Source organism: Gammaproteobacteria bacterium (assembly GCA_016199745.1).
Taxonomy (GTDB): Bacteria; Pseudomonadota; Gammaproteobacteria; order Acidiferrobacterales; family Sulfurifustaceae; genus JACQFZ01.
In genome coordinates this window covers 268,852-293,087 of the sequence record JACQFZ010000022.1, presented here as the reverse complement: position 1 = coordinate 293,087, position 24,236 = coordinate 268,852, and the positions used below count along the sequence as shown (strand labels likewise).

Annotated in this window: 16 protein-coding genes; 5 read left to right on the top strand and 11 right to left on the bottom strand. The window is 59.2% G+C overall.

Annotated elements, in window-relative coordinates; translation table 11 throughout:
• From HY308_06315 to HY308_06305, 3 genes are read right to left on the bottom strand one after another with little or no spacing between them, the layout of a single operon-like run.
• Positions 1-6,570: an SDR family NAD(P)-dependent oxidoreductase gene (locus tag HY308_06315; GenBank protein ID MBI3897894.1), complete on the bottom strand. Its 6,570-nt coding sequence runs from the start codon at positions 6,568-6,570 to the stop codon at positions 1-3.
• A gap of 2 nt (positions 6,571-6,572) precedes the next feature.
• Complete coding sequence (locus HY308_06310) at positions 6,573-8,756, bottom strand: AMP-binding protein (protein MBI3897893.1); 2,184 nt, start codon at positions 8,754-8,756, stop codon at positions 6,573-6,575.
• A 4-nt stretch (positions 8,757-8,760) separates the two neighbouring features.
• Complete coding sequence (locus HY308_06305; protein MBI3897892.1) at positions 8,761-8,904, bottom strand: hypothetical protein; 144 nt, start codon at positions 8,902-8,904, stop codon at positions 8,761-8,763.
• A gap of 133 nt (positions 8,905-9,037) precedes the next feature.
• On the opposite strand from HY308_06305, the gene HY308_06300 reads away from it, so the two are divergent.
• On the top strand, positions 9,038-9,592 hold the full coding sequence (locus HY308_06300; GenBank protein ID MBI3897891.1) for a CapA family protein: 555 nt from the start codon (positions 9,038-9,040) through the stop codon (positions 9,590-9,592).
• On the opposite strand, the gene HY308_06295 is transcribed toward HY308_06300, so the two are convergent.
• The 6 genes from HY308_06295 to HY308_06270 all read right to left on the bottom strand — a co-directional run bounded on the left by HY308_06295 (position 9,582) and on the right by HY308_06270 (position 15,877).
• Positions 9,582-9,899 carry an acyl carrier protein gene (locus HY308_06295; GenBank protein MBI3897890.1) on the bottom strand — a complete coding sequence of 106 codons (318 nt, stop codon included), beginning with the start codon at positions 9,897-9,899 and terminating at the stop codon, positions 9,582-9,584. The two genes, HY308_06300 and HY308_06295, sit on opposite strands and share 11 nt — an antisense overlap.
• A gap of 3 nt (positions 9,900-9,902) precedes the next feature.
• Positions 9,903-10,868: an acyl-CoA desaturase gene (locus HY308_06290; protein ID MBI3897889.1), complete on the bottom strand. Its 966-nt coding sequence runs from the start codon at positions 10,866-10,868 to the stop codon at positions 9,903-9,905.
• Between the two features lie 89 nt (positions 10,869-10,957).
• The gene (locus HY308_06285) at positions 10,958-11,899 is read right to left on the bottom strand and encodes an acyl-CoA desaturase (GenBank protein MBI3897888.1); all 942 of its coding nucleotides are present in this window, start codon (positions 11,897-11,899) and stop codon (positions 10,958-10,960) included.
• Positions 11,886-13,697 (bottom strand): fatty acyl-AMP ligase, encoded by a 1,812-nt coding sequence (locus tag HY308_06280; protein ID MBI3897887.1) that lies wholly within the window; start codon positions 13,695-13,697, stop codon positions 11,886-11,888. Before HY308_06280 ends, HY308_06285 begins: the two co-directional genes overlap by 14 nt.
• Before the next feature lie 393 nt (positions 13,698-14,090).
• Positions 14,091-14,867: a LuxR family transcriptional regulator gene (locus HY308_06275; protein MBI3897886.1), complete on the bottom strand. Its 777-nt coding sequence runs from the start codon at positions 14,865-14,867 to the stop codon at positions 14,091-14,093.
• Positions 14,868-15,628: 761 nt separating this feature from the next.
• On the bottom strand, positions 15,629-15,877 hold the full coding sequence (locus HY308_06270; protein ID MBI3897885.1) for a hypothetical protein: 249 nt from the start codon (positions 15,875-15,877) through the stop codon (positions 15,629-15,631).
• Positions 15,878-16,144: 267 nt separating this feature from the next.
• On the opposite strand from HY308_06270, the gene HY308_06265 reads away from it, so the two are divergent.
• The gene (locus HY308_06265; protein ID MBI3897884.1) at positions 16,145-16,516 is read left to right on the top strand and encodes a hypothetical protein; all 372 of its coding nucleotides are present in this window, start codon (positions 16,145-16,147) and stop codon (positions 16,514-16,516) included.
• 90 nt (positions 16,517-16,606) lie between these two features.
• The gene (locus tag HY308_06260; GenBank protein MBI3897883.1) at positions 16,607-17,485 is read left to right on the top strand and encodes a MipA/OmpV family protein; all 879 of its coding nucleotides are present in this window, start codon (positions 16,607-16,609) and stop codon (positions 17,483-17,485) included.
• Here HY308_06260 and HY308_06255 read toward each other — a convergent pair whose 3' ends face one another.
• Both HY308_06255 and HY308_06250 read right to left on the bottom strand, forming a co-directional pair.
• Positions 17,486-18,811, bottom strand: a complete 1,326-nt coding sequence (locus HY308_06255) for a HAMP domain-containing histidine kinase (protein ID MBI3897882.1) — start codon at positions 18,809-18,811, stop codon at positions 17,486-17,488.
• Positions 18,808-19,548 (bottom strand): response regulator, encoded by a 741-nt coding sequence (locus HY308_06250; GenBank protein ID MBI3897881.1) that lies wholly within the window; start codon positions 19,546-19,548, stop codon positions 18,808-18,810. The genes HY308_06255 and HY308_06250 overlap by 4 nt, the downstream gene beginning before the upstream one ends.
• Positions 19,549-19,742: 194 nt before the next feature.
• Between HY308_06250 and HY308_06245 the strand changes: the two genes are divergently transcribed.
• A complete protein-coding gene (locus HY308_06245) occupies positions 19,743-21,080 on the top strand; it encodes an MdtA/MuxA family multidrug efflux RND transporter periplasmic adaptor subunit (protein ID MBI3897880.1) in 1,338 nt (445 codons plus the stop codon).
• Positions 21,081-21,113: 33 nt separating this feature from the next.
• The gene (locus HY308_06240; GenBank protein MBI3897879.1) at positions 21,114-24,230 is read left to right on the top strand and encodes an MdtB/MuxB family multidrug efflux RND transporter permease subunit; all 3,117 of its coding nucleotides are present in this window, start codon (positions 21,114-21,116) and stop codon (positions 24,228-24,230) included.
• The last annotated feature ends 6 nt before the right edge of the window (positions 24,231-24,236 follow it).

Below are 24,236 nucleotides of genomic sequence, written 5' to 3'. Positions count from 1 at the left end.
TTACGACGCTTGCAGTTCTTTGGTGACGAGCGCGTCCATTTCTTGCTCGGACATCTCTTTCACGTCGGCCAACACGCGATCTACCGCGTGATCGGTCGCCTTCGGCGGCGTCGGTTCCGGCGGTGCCAGCCCCAATACCTCGTAGGCCAAATGCAGCGATAACTTCTCGAGCGTCGGATGATCGAACAGTATCGTCGGCGGTAAGTGCCGGCCGACGGCGTTACTCAAGGCATTACACAACTCCACACCCATAAGCGAATCGAAACCAAGTTCATTGATCGGCCGCTGCGGATCCGGCAGATTGGCGCTGCTGCCCATTACCAGCGCCGCTTGTTCGCGCACGAACGCCAGCACGACATCGACCTGCCCGCCCATTTCCATTTCCGCCAAGCGCTTTTTCAAATCCGGTCTGGCGCCGTCCTGCTTTTGCGTGCGCGTCGCCGCGGCAATCGTCAGTAACCACGGCGGCTCCATTCCCTGCGGCAGTCGTCCCAGTAACTTGCCCCAATCGAGCGGCAACACCGCCACCTGCGGTTCGTCACATTCGAGCAGATGACCGAAGGTCTCGAGTCCGCGTTCGAGATCGATACGTTCGACGCCGGCACCTTCGAGTCGATTACCTTTGGCGCGATCAAGTTCCGCCGCCATACCGACTTCCGCCCAAGCGCCCCAATTAATGCTGAGCGCCGCCAACCCTTGGCGACGACGTTCATGCGCGAGCGCATCGAGAAAGGCATTGGCCGCGGCATAGTTCGCTTGCCCCGGTGAACCCAGCAGCGACGCCGCTGAAGAGAACAGCACGAACAGATCGAGCGTGGAACCGCGCGTGAGCTCGTGCAGATGTAATGCACCCAATACCTTCGACGCCATGACCGTGTCGAATCGTTCGCGCGTTTGCTCGCGAATGATGCCGTCGTCGAGCGTGCCGGCGGCGTGCAACACGCCGCGCAGCGGCGGCTTAATGGCAGCAAGTAGACGTTGCACATCATCGCGGCGGCTGATGTCCGCTTTGACGACGTCGATCTCAGCACCGAGCAATCGCAGCTCATCGATCGACGCGAGTGCGTTCTCGTTGGCGCCGGAACGACCCGTCAGTACTAAGTGGCGCGCACCCTTGTCCACCAACCATTTGGCGAACTTCAGACCTAGACCGCCCAAACCACCGGTAATGAGGTAAGCGCCGTCTTCGCGGATCGGACCACGCAATGCATGCGCATCGACGGCGCTAGCAGAGCTAACCACCACTTTGCCGATGTGTTTAGCGCGCGCCATGTGACGGAAGGCGGCGACCGTTTGCTGGATCGGATAAATCTTGAGCGGTAACGGCTTGAGGCGGGCGTCGGCAATCTCCGGCAGCAACTCCTGCAGCAAAGCTTCGACGTATTCCGGAACGGTCGCCATCATGTTATCGAGCGCGATGGCGTGGAAACGCAGCGTCGGATTGACCGCCGCGACGCGCTCCTGGTTCCAAAGATCGGTCTTGCCGAGTTCCAAGAAGTGGCCATGATCGGCCATCACCGAAAGACTGCCGGCGATCGATTCGCCGGTGAGCGAGTTGAGCACTAGCTTAACGCCGTGTCCTTGCGTCAGCGCCTTCACCTGATCGGCAAACTCGAGCGAACGCGAATCCAGCACGTGCGTAATGCCGAGGTCGCGCAAGAACTGACGCTTCTCGTCGCTGCCGGCAGTCGCAAAAATCTCGGCACCGGCGCGTTGTGCGATCTGCACCGCTGCTAAACCTACGCCACCCGAGGCGGCATGGATTAACACGCGATCGCCTGGCGATATTTCGCCCAATCGACGCAACGCATGATGCGCGGTCAAAAACGCGATCGGCAATGTTGCCGCTTCGGCATCGCTTAACGATTGCGGCGTACGCGCGACGAACCGAGCGGACGTGACCGCGTGACTAGCGAAGCTCGCCGGCACTAAGCCGAACACCGAATCGCCGACCGACAAGTTCTGCACGCCGTCGCCAACCGCCGTTATCACGCCGGCGCACTCGCCGCCCAGCGGACCGGGATTACCGGGATAAAGACCGAGCACGTTCAACACATCGCGGAAATTGAGCCCGGTTGCTCTCACTTCGATCTCAACTTCTCCGGCGCCCGGCGTGCGGCGCGCTACCGGCCGCAGCTGCACATGTTCGAGCTCGCCGCGACTGGTGATCTCCAGACGATACGGCTGTCCGTCCGGTACCTCGAGCCTCGAGCCGGCGCCGTCCTCGAGCGCCGTCAAACGCGCCACGTAGCGGGCGTCGTCGCGGTAAAGGATTTGGTCCTCGCGATCGGCGGCAAGTATTTCCTGTACCAACGTGCGCGCGTCGTCCGCCACCGATGCGTTCGGGTCGAGATCGATGCGCGTGCAATTCAACTCTGGATGCTCGGCAGCGATGACACGTGCCAAACCCCACAACGGCGACTGCGCGAGCGCAACGCCGGCGGTGCTTCCGTCCAGCGTCTGCGCAGCACGCGTCACTAAGTACAGTCGTAGCTTCGCACTCGTGTCGTCGGTCAACGCTTGCACAACATCCAGCGTACGGCCCCATGCCCGTTCGCGCGCCAGCGCGATGTGTTTCGGCAAGCATTCCCCGGCACGGCCGGCATCGAGGCTCGAACAATGGATGACACCGCGACAAGGGACCGTGTCGGCGTCGATCGCCGCCCGCACTCGTGCGCATACCTCGTCAGACGTCTCGGCGGCGGCGACCACATCACAATGCTCGCCGTGTGCACGCAAAAGACCGGCTACCGCAGCACCGACACCGCGCTCGTCATCCAACACCAACCAACCGCCGCTTTCCGCTGAAGCGGGCTCGCGTGGCGGTAGTGCCGCCGTCTGCCACTGAAGTTTGTACAGCCACTGCGGATGCCGTTCACCAAGCGCGCGCCTGACCCATTCGCTGGTGACACGCTGCAACTTCACACCGTCGAGCGCGAGGAGCGGCTCGCCGGCCGGTGAGTACATCCTGACCTCCGCTTCCGCGGTCGAACCGTTTTTAGCGGTGATGGAACTGTGATACCACGCATCGGCTTCGAACTTTTTCAACACGCGCACGCGCTTTATCGCTACCGGGACGATGGCGTCTATGCCGGCGCCGGGCAGCATCGACCCCGCGAGCTGTATGCCGCAGTCCATCGCGCCGGGATGGAACACGAAGCCAGCGACGTTGTCCGCCGCCCGCGCCGGACGCATATGGCCGATACTTTCGTTGTCGCCGCTGTACCAATGCTCAGTCATCCACGTGAAGCCAGGGCCCATCTGCATGCCCGACTTGCGCAAGATCGCACGGCGCCATTCATCGTCATAGGCTGTACCGTCGAAGCGATTGCGTAGCTGTTGCAAATCGACCGTGGTTTGCGCCGCCGAGTGCGCATCGGCATCGAGCCGAATGCGACCGAACGCGTGCGTAACGAAGTAAGCCGGCCGCGTTTCGTCGGCTTCGACCAGGCTGACAATTTTGAATTGATAACTGTCGAATCGCTCTGCCGTTACGATCGTCTGCACCGTAACCGGGCGCTTCGGATCCAACACCAGCGGTCGAGCTAAACTGACGTCTTCCAGCATCCAGTCGCCGTCGCTGAGCGTCGCTGCTGCCGCCAGCGCTTGTTCGAGGTAGGCCATACCCGGCATGACGACACGCCCGTAGATGACATGATCGCGCAGCACTGCCGGTTGGTCAGGCGTAAGCCGCGCTTCGAAAATTTCTTGCCCGTTCAGTGCCAGCCGTAACTTGCTGCCAAGCAGTGGGTAGCCGGTGGCGCTGGCTTGGTGCGTCACCTCGGCGCGCGTCGTACCCGCACCCGGCTCCACCGACCAGAAACGTTGACGCTGGAACGGATAGCTCGGCGTGTCCAATCGCTGGCGCGCATAAGGCGCGTCAAACGCCGCCCAGTCGACATCGACACCCGCGGTGTAGACTGCCGCCAGACTTTCAAGAATCGTTTCCCATTCATTGCGTCCCTTGCGTAGCGACGAAAGCCATATCCCACTCTCGCCGCGACCAACGCATTGCCGTCCCAAACCGATCAAGGTCGCACTGGGACCGACTTCGAGGAACATGCGCCGACCTTGTTGCCACAAGCCGTCGATGCCGTCCTTGAATTTCACGGCTTCGCGAATATGACGGCGCCAGTAGGAAGCCGTAGTGACCACGTTGGGTTCTACGCTCGCGCCGGTCAGATTGGAAATCAACGGCACGCTCGGCGCGGCCAGCGGAATAGCGGCAACGAAACGTTCGAACTCATCCAACATCGGTTCCATCAGTGGCGAATGGAACGCATGCGACGTCGCCAATACTTGCGTCGTTACGCCGTCCGCCTGCAACTGGGCAACGGCCGCGTCGATGGCGCTGGTGTGACCGGAAATCACGCAACTGTGCGGACCGTTGACCGCCGCCAGCGCCAACTGCTGCGGATAGGCCGCCAGCAACTCGGTTAATTTTTCCGGCGTCGTCGATACCGCCACCATGCGGCCGTCGTGCGGCAACGCCTGCATCAAGCGAGCGCGCTCGGCGATGAGTCGGATACCGTCTTCGAGGCTGTAAACCCCGGCGACACACGCGGCCACGTATTCACCGACGCTGTGTCCCATTACCGCCGTCGGCCGAACGCCCCAACTCATCCATAACTGCGCCAACGCATACTCCAACGCGAACAACGCCGGTTGCGTGTACTGCGTTTGATGGAGATCGGCGTTCACGTCCGCCGCAGCACCCAGCAGCGACAACAACGAAAAGCCGGCATGCTGTTGCAGCAGCTGGTCGCAACGTTGCAGCACATCGCGGAATAGCGGCTGGGTGTCGTACAGCGACATACCCATTTGCGCATACTGCGATCCCTGTCCGGTGAACAGGAACACGACATCCTTGCTGCGCACCTCGCTCTGCCGGCTGCTGCGGACAAATGGCAGCGCGTTCTCTTGCTGCAACGCTTCGAGACCTTGGCGCAACACCTCATGACTCGCGGGCGCGTCCGCTTTGATCACTATCGCCGCGCGCTCACCGAAGTGCGCCCGCAGTGTGTTGGCGCTATAAGCGAGATCGGCGACGACGCATTCTGGATTCGATTCGAGCTGCGTTAGATAACGTCCGGCCATTTCTTTCAGTGCCGGTTCGTTACGCGCCGACAACGTTAGAATGTGCCGCGCGCGCTCGATCGCGGGCACGCTCGGCGGCGGCGTTGGTGCCGGTGCTTCACCGACAATGATGTGCGCATTGGTGCCGCCGAAGCCGAAGGAGCTTACGCCGGCCAAACGCGGACGTTCGCCGCGTGGCCATGGCAACAATTCGTCCGGTAGCTTGAATACGCCGTTACCGAGCGGCAGCTTCGGATTCGGTGTCGCCAAATGCAGATTGGGCGGAATCGCCTCGTTGTGCAGCGCCAATGTCGCCTTGATGAGCGCAACAATGCCGGCGGCGCTTTCCAAATGACCGATGTTGGTTTTCACCGCACCGAGAACCAGCGGACGCTCCGGGTCGCGGCGCTCGCCGAGCACGTTGCGTAACGCTTCTACCTCGATCGGATCACCGAGCGACGTGCCGGTACCATGGGTTTCGACATAGCCGATGTCGGTCGGCGCCACACGCGCGTCCGCGAGTGCAGCGCGGATTACCGCTTCCTGCGCCGGGCCGTTGGGCGCGGATATTCCATTGCTGCGTCCATCTTGATTAACGGCGGTGCCGCGAATAACCGCCAAGATGCGATCGCCGTTGGCCTCCGCGTCGCGCAACCGCTTGAGAACGACAACGCCGCAACCTTCACCGCGCACATAGCCGTTGGCGCCGGCGTCGAAGGTCTTACAGCGTCCATCCGGCGACAGCATCTGTGCTTGCGACAACACGATCGTCATTTCCGGATGCATGATTAGGTTGACGCCGCCGGCAACCGCGAAGTCAATTTCACCGCGGCGCAAACTTTGACAAGCGAGATGCACCGTAACCAGTGAGCTGGAACAAGCGGTGTCGAGTGCAACGCTCGGCCCACGCAGATCGAACACGTAGGACAAGCGGTTCGCGGCGATCGAGTGCGCGTTACCCGTGCCCATGAATCCGTCGAGCGCGACACCGGCTTGCGCCTGTAGAAATGCGTAGTCATTGCCGATGACACCAACGTACACGCCGCCTTTGGTACCCGCTAACCGCGGCGGCGGCAATCCGGCGCTCTCTAATGCCTCCCACGCAACCTCCAGCAACATGCGCTGCTGCGGATCGGTCTGGGTCGCTTCGCGCGGCGAGATGCCGAAGAATTCGGGATCGAACTTGTCGATGTTGCCGAGAAATCCGCCCCAGCGGGTATTCATCTTGCCTGGACTCAGCGGCCGCGGGTCGAAGTAAGCATCGACATCCCAACGATCTGCCGGTATCTCGCGAATCGCGTCGACACCGTCGCACAGATTGCGCCAGAACGCCGCTGGCGTATCGGCGCCGCCGGGGAAACGCAATGCCGTACCGACGATAGCAATGGGTTCGTGGGCGGCGTTCTCCAGCTCTTCCGTTCGTGCTTGGCAGCGCTTGAGCAGATAAACAGCGTTGCGTAACGGCGCCTCAAGATTGTTGCTGGGCGTATCCATAACTATCTCCGTTCGGTAACTATGTAAGACTCGTTTGTCATTTGCTCGGCGACTAATGTCTCGAGCTCGGCAGCAGAAAGTTCGCTGACTTCATTCCACAATCGTGTGTCATCGCGCGCCGTGGTCTTAACGACCGCTGTGTCGTCGTCACCGGTAAGACGATGTGTCAATTCGGCGATTGACGGGTAGTTGTAAAACCAGGTCGCCGGAATCTCGCGCCCAACAAATGTTTGCAACTGCTCGACCAACATGACGCCCTGCAGTGAGCTGAGGCCGAACGAGGCAAATGGCGCGGCAACGTTCACGCGGTCTTCGGGCAACGACGTCAACCCGCTGATCTTAGTCACTAGCCAGCAGCGAATCGCCACGGCATCGGGCGCATTCGCCGACGTCGCGTCGTTAGTCGCCCGCGGTTCGTCCGACCAGCCGTCACTGGTGTTGCCGACCCATGCATGCAACACATCCAGAGCGCCGGCGAGATAGGCCTCGCGACAGGCGCCGCGGCGCAACTTGCCACTCGACGTGCGCGGAATAATTCCCGCGCGCACCAGTACTACCGCGTGCACCGAGACTTCATGTTCGGCGCCAACCGCCTGCCGCACCGCCTGAATCAACGGTTCGTACTCCTCGCCGCGCATGCGCCGCTCGAGCTCCAGCACGATTGCCAACTCTTCGCGCCCGTCGACTTCGAGCGAAAATGCGGCGGCGATTGCACCCTTTAGCGACGCGCTGCTGCACTGCGCGGTCCATTCAATATCCTGCGGATAGAGATTGCGACCGCGCACAATGATGAGATCTTTGATACGGCCGGTGACATACAACTCGCCGTTATGGACGAAGCCGAGATCGCCGGTACGCAAATAAGTTCGCGGCATAGCGCCGGTATTGTCACGTTGCTCATGGAAAGTTGCGCGGGTCGCGTCGACATTGTCCCAATAGCCACGAGCAACGCTCGGCCCACACACCCAAATTTCACCGATTTGATCGTCGGCACACTGGCGGCCCGACGACGGATCCACGATCTTGACCTGCTGCTGCGGTAACAGGGTTCCGCAACTTACGACACGGCGGCGGTTCTGACTGTCGTTCGACTCCAGCGCCAAGTCACGCTCGAGTGCAACGGCGTCGAGCTCTAACCAGTCGATCGCCGTCGATCGTAGTCGACTCGAAACCATCAACGTCGCTTCGGCCAGGCCGTAACACGGAACGAACGCCTCGCGCTGAAAGCCGCAGGCGCCGAATGTTTTGCTGAACCTATCGATCGTTTCGAGTCGCACCGGTTCGGCGCCACTAAAAGCAACTTCCAACGAACTTAAGTCGAGGTGTTCGCGCTGCGCCGGCGATACTTTTTCGGTACACAACGCGTAACTAAAATCCGGTCCACCGGTAATCGTGGCTTGCGTTTTACTAATCATCTCGAGCCAGGACAACGGTCGGCGAATCAGCGCCAACGGCGACATCAGCACGCTACTGCCGCCGGAATAGAGCGTGCCGAGGATTCCGCCGATTAATCCCATATCGTGGTAGTGCGGCAACCAGAACACACCGCGCGTCTCTGGGCTTGTTCCGAACGCCGTTTGAATCAGCCACGAGTTATGCGCGAGGTTCGCACGCGTCACCATCACACCCTTGGCGACGCCGGTGGAACCCGACGTGTACTGCAGTAACGCGAGCGCCGATTCGGCGCTGGTCACTGCGCCACCGGTGATCGGTGCACCGCGGTGAACTTCCGTCGACATCCACGACAACGACAACAGTTCCGGAATTTGGCTAAAAATTTTGCTACGCCTTTTGGCGTAGTCGGCGGTGGTCAGCGATAGCTGCGGCCGACAATTGCGAATGATCGCCGTCAACGGTGTAGACGGACGGTTCAACCTCGGTGAGCAAACCGGAACCGCAACGATGCCGGCGTAAAGACAACCGAGAAACGCCGCGACGAAATCAAGTCCCGGCGGGAACAACAGAATCGCCCGCGATCCGGCGGCGTACTCGCGTCGCAAAGCACTACCGATTACGCGCGCCCAACGGTGCAGCTCGGCGTAACTGACGACGTCGTACAAACCGTCTTCTTTGAGAAAGCGAAATGCGATTTTGTCGGGTGCGCGTTCGACCCACTGATCGATCGCGTCGACTACCGTGAGCACTTTTCCCATTACCAACTCGCCCTGCTGATCGTTGCGATTCATTTCGTTATGACCTGTTCTTCCGGAGCATCGCCGCGCGATTAATCGCAACAACGGCACCGAGCAGATTCGGTTCGGCATTCTGCAAAACAAACGCATCTTTCGAACCTGTCTCTTCGAACAGGTACAACACCTGTCCGCGGCGGGTCATGGTGTAACACGTTGCGTTACCGCTGATAGGGAAAGCCGCAGCCAAAAAAAATATCGCTCGACGCCTGGGCAACACGGCGAAATAAAAATTCAAGCTGTTCTGAATTATCGCTACGTCAATCGAGGAGGTTTGAATGATCCGCTTGCTGCGAGCCCGAGATCGTTGGCTCATGTCAGTGCTGGCAGTGCTCCTATGGGGTGCAATTGCGCCGGCCAATGCCGCCCAAAAGAAAAATCCGTCGCCGCACGAACTGCGCATTGTCGCCGTCGGCGACATCATGCTAGGCGGCGATTCCGAGTTGGAGCAGACCGCCGGCGGTTATGACCACCCGTTCGTGCAAGTCGGCGATATGTTGCGTTCCGCTGACATCGCTTTCGGCAATCTCGAAGGACCGCTGACGCAACGCGGTTCGGCGGTTTGGTTCAAGAACTACACCTTCCGTTCACCGCCGGAGCGGGTTGCGCCGGCACTGGCGCGCACCGGCTTCGATTTCCTTTCGTTAGCCAATAACCATGTGCTCGACTATGGAGACGAGGGACTGTACGACACCCGCCAAGGGCTGCAGCGCGCCGGCATCCACTACACCGGTGCCGGCGAGAATCTTGCCGACGCACGCACGCCGGCGTTCTTCGACGTCAAGAATGGACCACCGACTATTGACTCGGGAACAACAACGATCAATCGGTGACGACCGCCGGCTCGCCGTTTTCCAGCTCGCTCGCGAGATACGACGCGAGTTCATCTATCGACGTATGCTCGAACAACAGCGCCGGCGATAAAGTCCGTTTGACGAATTTTTCCACGTCACCGGCGATCTTGACGGTGACGATCGAATTGAGGCCGTAAGAATCAAACGGCGCTGCGGTATCGATTGCCGACACATCCACGTCGGCTTGATCGGCAACACGCCGGATCAACCACTCACGGATGACATCCTCGGTTAGCAGAGACGTTCTTGAAGCCAATACCGATTGCGCCAAATTTTCATCTTTCATGGATTAGATCGAATCCCCTGACGGTTTGCGCATGCGTGTAACGTCGGCGGCCGATGGACGCCGCAGCTCGCGCACGATGCCGAGTTTCCCGAACAACGTAAGCAACCAACCGCTTAGATCGGGTTCCCACCATGCAACGCCGTGTCGATACCACGACGAAAACGCATGATGATTGTTCTGCAGACCTTCACCGAAAGTCATGATCGCGACCCACCAGTTATTGGCACTGTTGTCGCCGGTATCGAACGGGCGACTGCCGTAGCGGTGACATACCGAGCCGACCGCCCAGGCGAACTGATTGGCGACGAATATCCGTGCCAGCCCGCCAAAAATAAATCCAGACCAGGCGCCCTGCCAACCGCCGCCGATGCCACCAATCACCGCTGGTAGCGCCAGACCGGCGACCACCCAAATAAAATAGGTGCGATGAAAGAAGAACAGCTTACGATCGCTCAACACATCGCGCGCAAAACGCGACCAGCTCGACATATCCTTCGCCAACATCCATGGCATATGCGCGTACCACAACCCTTTGATCTTGGATAGGAAATCGTCGCCGATCATATTCGGCGAATGCGGGTCGCCCTGCTCGTCGCTGTAGGCGTGATGCCGCCGATGCGTTGCCACCCAATCGAGCAGCGGCCCTTGCGCTCCCATAGAGCCGGCGATCAATAGCAACGCGCGAAATCCGGGAACGGCAATAAACGTGCGATGCGCCATCAGTCGATGAAAACCCATGGTGATACCGCCCATGTGGACGAAATACATAGCGGTGAACAACCACAGATCGGTTTGGCTGAAGCGGCCTATTAGCATGAGTCGGATCGCTTCGATGAATCCGCAGAACGGTACAATCATCATCGTCAGAGCGATAACGCGCTTCAAGCGCGCGCTGTTGTCATCCAGCAGCGTAATGCCGTCCCGAATTTCCGGCGGCGACTTCGGTTGGCTGACGGCTAGCGTCTTCATCGCATGCTCTCCTTCGCTCAATAGAGTTCCAAACTAAAACGTCAACGCTTTCAGGAACGTCGGCATTGGCAGAACGACTAAAATCGATATCACTTCTGCTCTCTCGAAGGGGTTGCCTTCGTAGGACGCGCCGCAGAATAGCGTTTGACATCCCATGCCAAACCGAGCACCGCCATTAGCTCGATAAACCAACCGGCCGGATCGATCTGCCAAATCTTCTGATCGTTGCGCGCCGAGGTTGGATAAGCGTGGTGATTGTTGTGCCATGAGCCACCGACGGAAAACGGCGCGAGCCAGGCAAGATTGCGACTGTTATCGCGCGTCGCGTGCGGCCGGCTACCGAACAAATGCGCCAACGAGTTCACGCCCCAAGTGGCTTGGTCGAGCAAAAAAATGCGCACCAAGCCGCCCCAAAGAAATCCCATGCCGGCGCCCTGCCAGGTTCGGCCGATGATTCCGCCGAGCAACGCCGGAATTAGCAAACCCAGCACGACCCACAGGAAGTAATACTGATTGAGACGAAACACGAACGGATCGCGAATGAGGTCCGGCACGTACTTGATCCAGTCTTTATGGTTGAGCGAAAACAGCCAGCCGATATGCGAATGCCATAGGCCGCGTAATTTCCCCATGAAACCCGGCCCGTGCAACAACGGTGAGTGCGGATCACCCGGCTTATCGGTGAAGGCATGGTGCGCCCGATGGGTTGCCGTCCAGAACAAAACCGGGCCCTGCGCTGCCATAGAGCCGAGGATAGCGAGCAGCGCCGTCAGCACCGGGCCGGCGCGAAACGCCCGATGCGAAAAGAATCGGTGCAGCCCGGCCTCGACACCGCAGGCGGTGGCGAAATACATGCCGAGCAGCAAGCCGAGCTCCAACCAGGTCACGCCCGCGACCGCAGCGATACTGACCGCGGCGACAAAGCCGATGGCGGGGACACCGACGGTCAGGTACGCCAATCGGCGCTCGAGTCCACTCGTATGCTCGCTCACCACAGCGTGTTGCTTGTATTTAACGTCAGGCGTCGACATGGCGAAGCTCTTCCTTGGCGGATAGCGCCGGCAACACCGGCAACGTTGCATTCAAATACATTTGCCGGCACAAACGTCGTTGCACCTTGCCGCTGGTGGTCGTCGGAACGGTACCGACGGAGCCGACATGCACCGCCTGCGGCCGCACGCCGTGCATCGCCGCCACCTCGCGCACGATCGCTTCCCGCACTGCACCGACATCTACCGGCGAACGTTTACTGAAACGACGCACCTCGGCCACGATCACCAGCGCCTCGCCTTGCTCACTATCGATGCCGAAGGCAACAACACCATTCGTGCGCAGATCGGTGTGTGCGTTCTGTGCAGTAAGCTCGATGTCTTGCGGATAATGATTCCGGCCGGCGATGATGATGACATCCTTGAGACGACCGGTGACGAACAGCTCGCCGTCGCGCATGAAGCCCAGATCGCCGGTGCGAAGATACGTACGATCGTCGTCGCCGCTCAATACCGCGCCAAAGCTCGCCCGCGTCTCCGGCTCGCGTTGCCAATAACCCTGCGCTACGTTCGGCCCAGCGACCCAAATCTCACCGATATGCTCTGCGTCGATTGGCTGCAGGCTCAACGGATCGACAATGCGCAGCTGATGCCGTTCGGCGACCGTGCCGCAACCGATCAGTACACGTGCGCGCGAATTGTCCATCGCAATTTCGGAAACGCGATTGGCATCCAGTGCTTGCTGATCCAAGCAACAACCCGTCGGCGCCGTATTCGCCGGCTTGCCGGAAACAAAAAGCGTCGCTTCCGCCAGCCCGTAACAGGGATTAAATGCTTCATAACGGAAACCACAGCGCGCGAATCGGCGATAAAAGTTCTGCAGCGTGCTCACCCGTATCGGCTCGGCACCGCAAAATACATTATTGAGCGACGACAAATCGATTTCCTCGAGCTCGTCGTCGCCGATACTGGTCGAACACAGGTCCAGCGCGAAGTTTGGCGCCACCGTGGTGGTCACGCGATACTGGGTTATTGCCCGTAACCAACGCGCTGGGTTTTGTACGAAATGCGCGGGCGCCAAAATGACGACCGGAAATCCGGCATAAATCGGCTGCAGAATTCCGCCCATCAAGCCCATATCGTGATACGGCGGCAACCACGTGCACCCCATCCAGCCGTTGACCGGCCCCATCCACTGGGCCAGCGTCGCGCAGTTACTCATGAGGTTGGCGTGATCGATCATCACGCCCTTGGGATTACCGGTCGAACCGGAGGTGTACTGAAGTAACGCCAGCGCTTGCGTGGAGGCCGCTGACGAAAATTCGATCGCCGCCGGTGACGTCAACTCGTCGGTGGCAATCCAGTGAAAATCGCCCGCTTTGCCGCGCTGACGTAAGCGATCCACGGCCGCGCGCATGCGCCCGGTACTCAAGATAACGTCTGGCGTTGCATCGTTGATAATTGCCACGATACGCTCGAACCCGCGCGTGCCGGCCGGCGTAAACGACGGAACCGCGATCGCACCCGCTTGTAGTACAGCGAAAAACGCGGCGACATACTCAAGACCCGGCTCATAGAGCAGAACGACGCGCTTACCGGCGATGCCAATCTCGGTGAACGCTGCGGCAATGCTCGACGCACGCTGCGCAAGATCGGCGTAGGTCCAGGAGACGACATCGTCAATGCCGTTTCGTAAAAAAGTTAGCGCGACATCGCCAGCACTGTGCCGCGCCCGCCGTTGCAACACGTCGACGATCGTAGCCGCGCGGTCGCCGACGAAACGATGAACATATTCCGTTTCTTCAACATCTGTGCGTTCGCCAAGGATTGCGGCTTCCATCAGCCGACTCCAACCAACCAAAGCCGTTGTGCTGCAAAATCAAATCGAAGTATCAGCATTGCAATTATGTCCAGTCCCTGGGTTGACCAATCCATGGGTGCGGCATCAATCACCCTTCATGCAACAACACTCGGTGCCGACATTCTGCAAGAATGCGACGCGCACGAAACCTGTATCTTCGAACAGGCAGTGACAACATTCGCGCATGTGAAAAAAAATAGGCGGGATATAAAACGGTCGCCGGAAGACGATCGCTCGTTTCGGTCTTATGAACGACACGGCATCGCCACAACGGTAGACGGCGACATTCGATGGCGATTAGACGCGGGCGCTGTCGACGTTGAACTTGCCGACCACCGTCAGCCTGCTCAACGAGTAGCGCGGAGGGCTACGTCAGTGCGACATCAAACCGAGATATAGCGCCTTGGCGACCGCCTGCGAGCGATTAACGACGTTCAATTTGACGAACGCATTGCCGAAATGAAATTTCACGGTGCGCTCGGAGATATTGAGTATCTTGGCAATCTCCCAGCACGTCTTGCCGTTGCTTGCCCACTTCAACACTTCCGATTCGCGTAATGTGAGCGCGACCGGCGCATCGTGACGCACGGTCCGGACGCCGTCCTCGCCTTGATTGATGCGCGTCAACGCATCGTGCAAATGGGCAACGGCGGTCTGGATAATCGGGGCAAAACGTTGCGCGCCGATATCCGATGGCAACGACAGCGATAACAACGTTCGATTACAGGCGTCATCTCTGTCCGATAAGCAGGTCACGCCGTTTATCAATCCATACTCGGTAGCTTCCTCGAAGAATCTACTGCTGCGTACGTTTGGTACCCGCACCGAATTGAACGCCGAATCCCACGAGACCGGGCGATTGCGCCGCAATGCTTCCTGGATAACCGGATCGACCGTTTGGTAACCGTTTGCCAGATATGCATCGACCCAACTTCGGTCGTAGCTGTGATTAACGACACTTCGAAAGAAATCCGAATCGAGCGAGGACGACGAAACGATGCAAATAGTTGCACGCTCGAACGGAATCACGCGCTGGAGCAAATCGAGCAACGGTACAAGCTCGGCAACGGTATGGGCACGCAGACAACCATCCACCAATGCAAGTAAGCTCTGCAAATCGCACTTCGTTAAAGAATAAACCTCTTCCATGCACCACTCCCTGACAAAGGGCGACATCACAGCCACCCTTTTTGCTTCATAGTGATGCAATCATTGCATCACTCGATGACAGAAAAATTTTCAACTATCGCTTCGAGTTGAACAATCGTACGAACGTCCGATATCCGCATATCACCAATAGGTGCGATACTATCCCCTTTCGGGTATACGGCTAGTCATACAGAAGTATGCCTGTGATGCGGGCGGCTATTTCCGCACGAAACTTTCAGACGCACGGCTAGTCGCCGCAGGTGGTGTACCACTTCAGCAAGCTGGGGTTATACCAACGGCTCCTCACCAGGAAAGATTGCCAATCGATTCTCACCAAGCTCGCTTCATGCCCATCTTCCACGCGTCGGAAGCCGCCCACCGGCGTGCAGAATAAACCTCTCATGTGCATATGCCGCCACATGGCTAACGACACAACCGCGCAACTGAAGCGAACGTCGTGAAGCAGGCAAAAATTAAACAACGACTTATAAATTAGATCGGCGACGAAAAATCCTGCAGACACGCGGCGGTTTCGTACTCGCAGATCCGGCGCCAACCGAGAGATCTCGTTAGTGCGCGCGCTGCAGCACATCGCCGTGCGCCGGTACGAGCCTCTAGAAACACCGGTCGAGCATCCACGGTTGTAGAGCGGCGGCAATACGAACGGTCACTATAAGCGCCCGCGTCGGCGCAAAGACCGCAAGATGCGTGCAATTCAGGTCGAATTCATCCCGCTCCATTCCACTCGCGTCGCCACGAGCTCAACCGAGTTCCTGGCAAAACACCCTGGCTCGTAGCCGATATATCTCGGCCCGCTCGGAATCCGTTTGCGCCAAATCGATAAGGTATCCGTCTTCGTGCCACGGCGGCGGATGCCGCTCAATCCTGTCCCATACATCGACCTCGGGTTTAGTAATAATGAGGTCGCGCGCCCCGCCGCTATCGGCAACCCCGCAATAATCTTGCCGGGCACCATATGGCAGGCACGGCGCCGTTTTTGCAGAAGCCACCGGCCCTCCCTGCTCAATTTCGAATAATGTTGGTGCAACTACTTATAACCCTGCCCCATATTGAATGCATGGGTAAGTAATCAATACGCCTATGTTAGGTCGCACCGTTATTACCTAACGTTCATTTTTTTGATGAGCCAGTGGACAATGGAACTGTACGATCGTACAGCTTCACGAACGAGGCCGGTTGGAACCAATATGATGCGGCGAGTTACTGCCCCTGTACCGCCGCCGTTCATTTTACAATATCAACTGCAGGAGATAGCCGTGCGCTTGTCCAAATTCTTTTCCCTCAGTCTTTTGCTCGTGTCGAATCTATGGATCGGCGGTGCTTTCGCCGCCGGCAACAACCCCTGTCGGGACGACGCCAAGAAATTCTGTCATGACGTAAAGCCCGGCGACCACCGGATAGCACAATGCTTGACGCAACATGCCGCGGAGCTGTCATCGGCGTGCCAACAATTCAGACAAGCACGGCAAAAGAAAATCGATGAAGTATCGCACGCTTGTCAAAACGATATTGCTACGCACTGCGCCAACATCGCCCCCGGTGGCGGTCGCATGGCGCAGTGTTTAAAAAGCAAGCAATCGCAGCTAACGCCGGCTTGTAAAAACCAACTGCAACAGGCCACCGGATAGTAAAACACCGGCGCTACTGCAGCGCGCGCCACTCGGAATATCTGTTGATGCGCGCGCGGAACAACAAAATGATTGGAACCAGGGACAACAATGAATACGTCGCATAAATCGCTCAGCAACGTCACCCAACCGCCAACCGAAACCATACGAGCGCTAGCACCGACCGTCATCCGTTGCGTTCTCGCCGTTGCCGGTGCGTTCAGCACGTCGGTATTCGCGCAAGACGTTGCCACAGAATTGGATCAGCTGTATGTCGATCCGCCGGCAGCATCAGACGTGAGCCCAAGCGCCGCCGATTGGCGCGGACATCTAGGCATCGGCGTCGTACGCGCACAACGCGTGATAGGCGACACCCGCAAAACGCTGGTGCCGCTGATCTCGGTCTCATACCGGGACACTCTTTATTGGCAAGCGGCTCGCGGCGGCGTGTGGTTGCTGAAGAACGATGACCGCAACGCGCGCTTGGGCCTGGTGGTGAAGGCCCGGGGCACCTATGACCCGGATACGGTCGATGAGCTTGCCGGCATGGAGCAACGCGATACGTCGATCGAGGCCGGCGTTAACGGTCAGTGGATCACCCGGCCGCTGACTGTCGCTGCCGCCTATTACACCGATGTTTCCAATAAAAGCGACGGCGACTCCGCCACCTTGACGTTGTCGCATCCGTTGCGCTTAAACGATCGCTGGAGCCTTACGCCGACGTTGTCTGCCGAATGGCTCAGTGCTGAAGTGGTCAACTACTATTACGGAGTCAGATCGAACGAAGCGACCGCGGCCCGCCCCGAGTATCAAGGCAAGAGCGCGGTTAATCTGCGGGTGGGTGCCATGGCGCGTTTTCGGCTAGCACGCGATTGGTCGCTGATCGGTAGCGTCGGCTTGACCCGCTTCGGTTCCGGTGTCGCCGACAGCCCAATTGCCGTCGACGACAAAACCTTGTCCGTGCTTGTCGGCGGCGTGTGGCATTTCTAATCAAATGGTCGGCGGTAACGATAGGCGCGCTTCGAGCCCGCCGCCGTCTCGGTTCGAAAGATCCAACGATCCTCCTAACGCGAGCGTCAACTGCTGTGCGACCGCAAGTCCGAGACCGGTACCACCGGTTTCGCGACTACGCGAACTTTCGAGTCGATAAAACGGCCGCAATACCGCTTTCAGCTCGGCCGCTGGGATCCCGGGTCCGCGGTCGAGTATCGCGATAACAATACGACCGGATGACTCGGTGCCGATGGTAATCTCCGCTGCTTTTGCAAACTTGAGGGCGTTGTCGACGAGATTGCCGATGATCCGCCGTAATGTGTGCGGACGCGTTACCAGTGGACCGTTGCAGCGGCCGCTGAGATGAACCGACCGACCGGCGTCGGCATAATCACAAACGAGACTATCCAGTAGCGCGTTCAAGTCGATGCGACAAGAGGCTTCGGTGACCGCGTGCGCGCTGCGCGCATAAGCCAGCCCCTCTTCTACCAGCGCCTGCATGACATTCAAATCGCTGTGCAGTTTGTCGCGCAATGCGGTGTTGTCCGACAGGTCGGCGCGTAAGCGCATGCGCGTGATCGGCGTTTGCAAATCGTGCGAAACCGCCGCCAGGATTTGCAAGCGCTCGGCTAGGTGATCGGTAATACGGCGCTGCATGGCGTTGAACGCCGCCGCTGCCCGCGCGACTTCCCACGGCCCCCCCTCGGGCAACGGGTTGCCGCGCAGATCGGGCCCGAGCGCATCGGCCGCGTCCGCCAGTTGCGTTAGTGGACGCGTCGCCAAGCGAACCGCGACCCAGGTAAAAACGGCCAACAACGCCAGCTGTAGCAATAGCACCAGCGGCATCCAGGCGACGATCTCGCGGCGCGGCGATAGCAACTCAACCGTGAGCGGCGTGCCGTCCGCCAAGTTGACGTGCAAGCGTAGCTGCGCCGTATCGACCGCGTTCGGTGGTTCGGTCGCGGTAACGCGGTAACCATCGGCCAATGTGCTTGCGGTTGCGACCACTAGCTCGTTCGCCAACTCCGATTGCGCCGGCCGGCCCTTCGGCAACGGGCCCAAGAAGTACCGGTAACTCCTGCGCTCGAACCGTGTCAGCCACTCGGCGCGCTCGGCCGCCGGCACGTGTTCGAGGACGGCGACGGTGGTCGCGAGGTCTTTGGAAAAGTTGGATAACAATACCGCACGCGCCACTTCCGCTCGCTCATGCAATATGAGCCAGAACGAAAGCACATGCGCGACTGCAAGACCCAGGAATAAGATCAAGGCCAAGCGCCCGAACAACGAGCGCGGCCATAGACGTCCTAAGGTAAGCAACCTCACCGGCCATCCTTACGCGCTTCAACGACCGCGGCAAACACATAGCCTTCATTGCGCACCGTCTTGATGTAGCGCGGCTCACGCGCGCCGTCTCCCAGACGCTGCCGCAAACGGCTCACTAGCAGATCGATCGATCGATCGAAGATATCCGCTTCCCGGCCCTGTGTCAGGTTTAACAACTGATCGCGGTTCAACACCCGCTGTGGATGGTCGAGGAACACGCGTAACAATCGATACTCGGCACCGCTGAGCGAGATCACCGTGCCGGTGGCGTCGAGCAAATGCCGCGCAGTCGTATCCAACATCCACTCGCCGAACGCAAACCAACGTGCCGGCTCGCTGGATCGGAGATTGGGCGGAAGCATGCGCGTTCGGCGCAGTACCGTGCGTATACGCGCCAACAGCTCGCGCGCGGCAAACGGCTTCGCCAAGTAATCGTCGGCGCCCATCTCCAAGCCGACAATGCGGTCGGTCTCTTCGCCGCGGGCGGTGAGCATGAGGATCGGCACGGCACTCGCTCCGGTCGCCCGCAGATCGCGGCACAACATCAACCCGTCTTCGCCGGGCAACATCAAATCGAGCACGATCAAGTCGACCGGGGTGACCGCGAGGGCCGCGCGCATTTGCCGGCCGTCGCCGGCGGCGGTCACGGCGAAACCGTTCTTCTGTAGGTATTCGGTCAACAACTCGCGAATTTCGACGTCGTCGTCGACAACCAAAATATGGTCAGGTCGTTCCATAGTGGCGTTTTATAGCCGATTTCGGTCGGTATCGCCCACTCTTTTGTATCCGCATGTATCTAAAGCGAACGCCGATACACGCTGTTGCAAAAATCCACTGTACAGACACACGCCCGACACGTTCGAGGGTTGATATGAGCCACCTGGGTGATCGCTCGTGCGCCACCCATCACCGATACCTCGGGAGAAGCGACATGATTTTGGAACGACGCAGGGACAGCGCCGATGCGCGCGGCCGGAAATCCGTACAGCTTTCGCCCGCTACCGGTCGCCGAGCAGAGATCAATTCCCCTCCTACGAAGAATGACTCTCCCGCGAAAACCGCGGCCGGCGATACCCCCAACGCATCGCCGCCGAACGGAAATTTCCCCCAATGGCTACGGCGACACAAGTTGTGGGCGGTGTTGCTGGTTCTGTCGTTGGCGCTGCTGATATCGATCGGCCTGTTGCGGCATCACCGCCGGGCGTTGCGGACAGCGGGGCCGGCAGCCAACGTTTCACAGCCGATCGCGGTTACAGCGGCGGCGGCACAAACCGGCGATCTCAAGATCACGCTCAACGCGCTGGGCAGCGTCACCGCTATCAACTCGGTGACTATCAGGCCGCGCGTTGATGGACAATTGATCAAGGTGCTCTTCCGCGAAGGCCAAACGGTCAACCCCGGCGATCTGCTAGCCGAGATCGATCCACGTCCGTTGGAGGTACAACTCGCGCAGGCACAGGGACAAATGGATCGCGATCAAGCGTTGCTTCGAAATGCTCAGCTCGACGTCGAACGCTATCGCGATTTGTACAAACAGGACTCCATCGCCAAGCAACAGCTCGATACCCAAGAAGCGCTGGTGCAACAGTACGAAGGCACCGTCAAAGCCGATCGTGCGCAAGTGGACAACGCCAAGTTGCAACTGTCCTACACCCGCGTGACCGCACCGCTCGGCGGACGCGTGGGACTGCGCAAGGTCGATCCCGGCAACATGGTCCATGCCAACGATCAAGACGGGCTGGTCGTTATCACCCAACTCAATCCGATCACGGTTATTTTCAGTATCCCAGAAGACAATGTGCCGGCGTTGATGCAGCGCCTGCAGGCCGGCGCAGTATTGCCGGTCGAGGCGTATAGCCGCGATCGCACCATCAAGCTAGCTACCGGCCAATTGCTGACGGTCGACAATCAAATCGATGTCAGTAGCGGCACGATCAAGCTGAAGGCACAGTTCAACAACGACAACAGCAACACCGTTCTCTTTCCCAACCAGTTCGTGAACGTTCGCCTACTGCTCAACACCTTGAACAATGCCACCCTAATTCCGACAGCAGCCGTCAAACGCAACGGCGAAGCGTCGTTCGTCTACCGGGTACAGACGGATCACACGGTTAAAGTTCAACCGGTAAGCCTGGGCCCGGTCGATGTCAACCGTGTCGCCGTTACCAGCGGCATCGCACCAGGCGACCTGGTCGTTGTCGACGGCACCGACAAGTTGCGCGACGGAACAGCGGTCGAGCTTTCCGGTACCGCGACCGGCTCGCCATAACAACACCGATCACTAACAAACCGCGCCGGCCTCATGAATATTTCGCGTCCCTTTATTTTGCGTCCGGTGGCGACCACGCTGTTGATGATCGCAATTCTGCTGACCGGTATTCTCGCTTATCGGCTGTTACCGATTTCGGCGTTGCCGGAAGTGGATTACCCGACGATCCAGATCGTTACGCTTTATCCAGGCGCCAGTCCCGACGTGATCACGTCGTCGATCACCGCACCGCTCGAGCGTCAATTCGGACAAATGCCCGGGCTGACACAAATGTCCTCGGCCAGCTCCGCCGGCGCGTCGGTGATCACACTACAGTTCACCCTCAAGCTGAGTCTGGACGTGGCCGAGCAGGAAGTGCAGGCAGCGATCAACGCCGCCAGCACGTTTCTGCCGTTCGATCTGCCGAGCCCGCCGATCTACAGCAAGGTGAACCCAGCCGACGCGCCGATCATGACGCTGGCGTTGACGTCGAAAACGCTGCCGTTAACGCGAGTCCAAGATTTGGCCGACACGCGCTTGGCGCAAAAAATCTCGCAGCTCACCGGCGTTGGCCTAGTCAGCATCAGCGGCGGTCAACGACCGGCGGTGCGGGTACAAGCCAATCCGACGGCATTGGCCGCCTACGGCCTCAATCTTGAAGACGTCCGCACTGCCATCGGCAATGGCAACGTCAATCAACCCAAGGGCAGCTTCGACGGTCCGAGCCGGGCCTACACCATCGACGCCAACGATCAACTTAAATCGGCCGCCGAGTACCGATCGCTAGTCGTCGCTTATCGCAATGGCGCACCGATCTATCTCAGCGATGTCGCCGACATCGTCGACGCCGCCGAGAACGTTCGGCTCGCCGCGTGGATGAACCAAGTGCCGGCCGTCATTCTCAATATTCAACGGCAACCGGGCGCCAACGTCATCGACGTGGTCGACCGCATCAAACGGCAGTTGCCGCAACTACAGACGCATTTGCCGGCAACCATCGACGTTGCGGTGTTGACCGACCGCACCACCACTATTCGCGCATCGGTCAAGGACGTGCAGTTCGAGCTCGCGTTCGCGGTGGCGCTGGTGGTACTGGTGATTTTTCTGTTTCTGCGAAACGCGGCCGCGACCTACATTCCGAGCGTGGCCGTGCCGCTGTCGCTGGTGGGTACTTTCGGGGTGATGTACCTGGCAGGATTCAGCGTCAACAACCTGTCGTTGATGGCGCTCACCATCGCCACCGGCTTCGTGGTCGATGACGCCATCGTCATGATCGAGAACATCTCGCGCCATATCGAGGCCGGCGCGTCGCCGTTGCAAGCGGCGCTCAAGGGCGCGAAACAAATTAGCTTCACCATCGTATCGCTCACGGTATCGCTCATCGCTGTACTGATACCGCTGTTGTTCATGGGCGACGTCGTCGGCCGGCTGTTCCGCGAATTTGCGATTACGCTGGCGGTAACGATTCTTATCTCCGCCGTCGTGTCGCTGACGTTGACGCCGATGATGTGCGCCAGGCTGCTGCGCCATAAGCCGGAATCTCAGCAAAGCAATTTCTATCGCACTACCGGCCGTTTGTTTGACAGCGCTATCGAGCGTTATGGACGCATGCTCACGTGGGTGCTGGACCACCAAGGTCTAACGTTGGGCGTCACCATCAGTACGCTGGTGCTCACGGTGTTGCTTTACATACTCGTACCCAAAGGATTTTTTCCACTGCAAGATACCGGCGCGATTCAAGGTATGACCGAAGCACCGCCGTCGGTTTCCTTTAGCGCGATGGCTGAACGCCAGCAAGCCCTGGCGCAAGCGATTCTCCAGGAACCGGCGGTGGCGAGCCTATCGTCGTTCATCGGCGTCGATGGCACTAACAGCACGTTGAATAGCGGTCGCTTGCTGATCAATCTCAAACCGTTGGCAAAACGCCGTGGCGCGTCGGTGACGGAAGTGATGCGGCGGTTGCAACAACGGGCGGCGAATGTCGCCGGGATTTCGTTGTTCATGCAGCCGGTGCAGGACCTGACGATCGAAACCCGTGTCAGCCGCACGCAGTATCAATTCATGGTCGAAGATGCCGACCCCGGGCAATTGAGTCAATGGGTGCCGCGGCTGGTCGAACGGCTGCAACAACTTCCGCAGTTGCAGTACGTTACCGCCGATCTGCAAGATCAAGGGCTGCAAGCCTACATCGATATCGATCGCGACTCCGCCTCGCGCCTCGGAATTACCACGGCCGATATCGACAACGCGCTCTACAACGCCTTCGGCCAACGCCTAGTATCGACAATCTTTACTCAAACCAACCAGTACCGCGTGGTGCTGGAAGCCAAGCCGGAATTCCAAAAAGGCCTAGACGCACTGCAGGACATCTATGTGAAATCCGCCGAAGGCACGCAAGTGCCACTGGCGTCGATCACGAAAATTTCCGAACAACCGGCATCCTTGGTCACGAACCACCTCGGACAATTCCCGGCGGCAACCATTTCCTTCAACCTCGCTCCGGGCGCCGCGCTCGGCGACGCGGTGCACGCGATCGAAGCGGCGCAACGAACCCTGGCGCTACCGCCGAGCATGCACACCAGTTTCCAAGGCGCGGCGCAGGCGTTTCGTTCGGCGCTATCGAATGAGCTGTTGCTGATCCTGGCGGCGATCGTAACGGTCTATATCGTTCTCGGCGTGTTGTACGAAAGTTATATCCATCCGATCACTATTCTGTCGACGTTACCGTCGGCCGGGATCGGCGCGCTACTGGCGCTGATGCTGGCCGGCCTGGAGCTGGACGTGATCGCCGTCATCGGCATCTTGCTGCTGATCGGCATCGTCAAGAAAAACGCGATCATGATGATCGATTTCGCGCTCGAGGCCGAGCGCAAAGAAAACAAATCGCCACGCGTGGCGATCTTCGAAGCGAGTTTGTTGCGTTTTCGACCGATCATGATGACGACGATGGCGGCATTACTCGGCGCGTTGCCATTAATGTTGGGCACCGGCGTCGGCTCGGAACTGCGCCATCCGTTGGGCGTGACCATCGTCGGTGGACTGATCGTCAGTCAGGTGCTGACCTTGTTCACAACCCCGGTCATCTATCTCGCGTTCGACCGATTGGCGCGGCGTTTCGCCTCGAAGCGCGATGTAGCGGCCGGCGCCGCTTGGGAAAGCGAGGCGTCGTGATTCGGC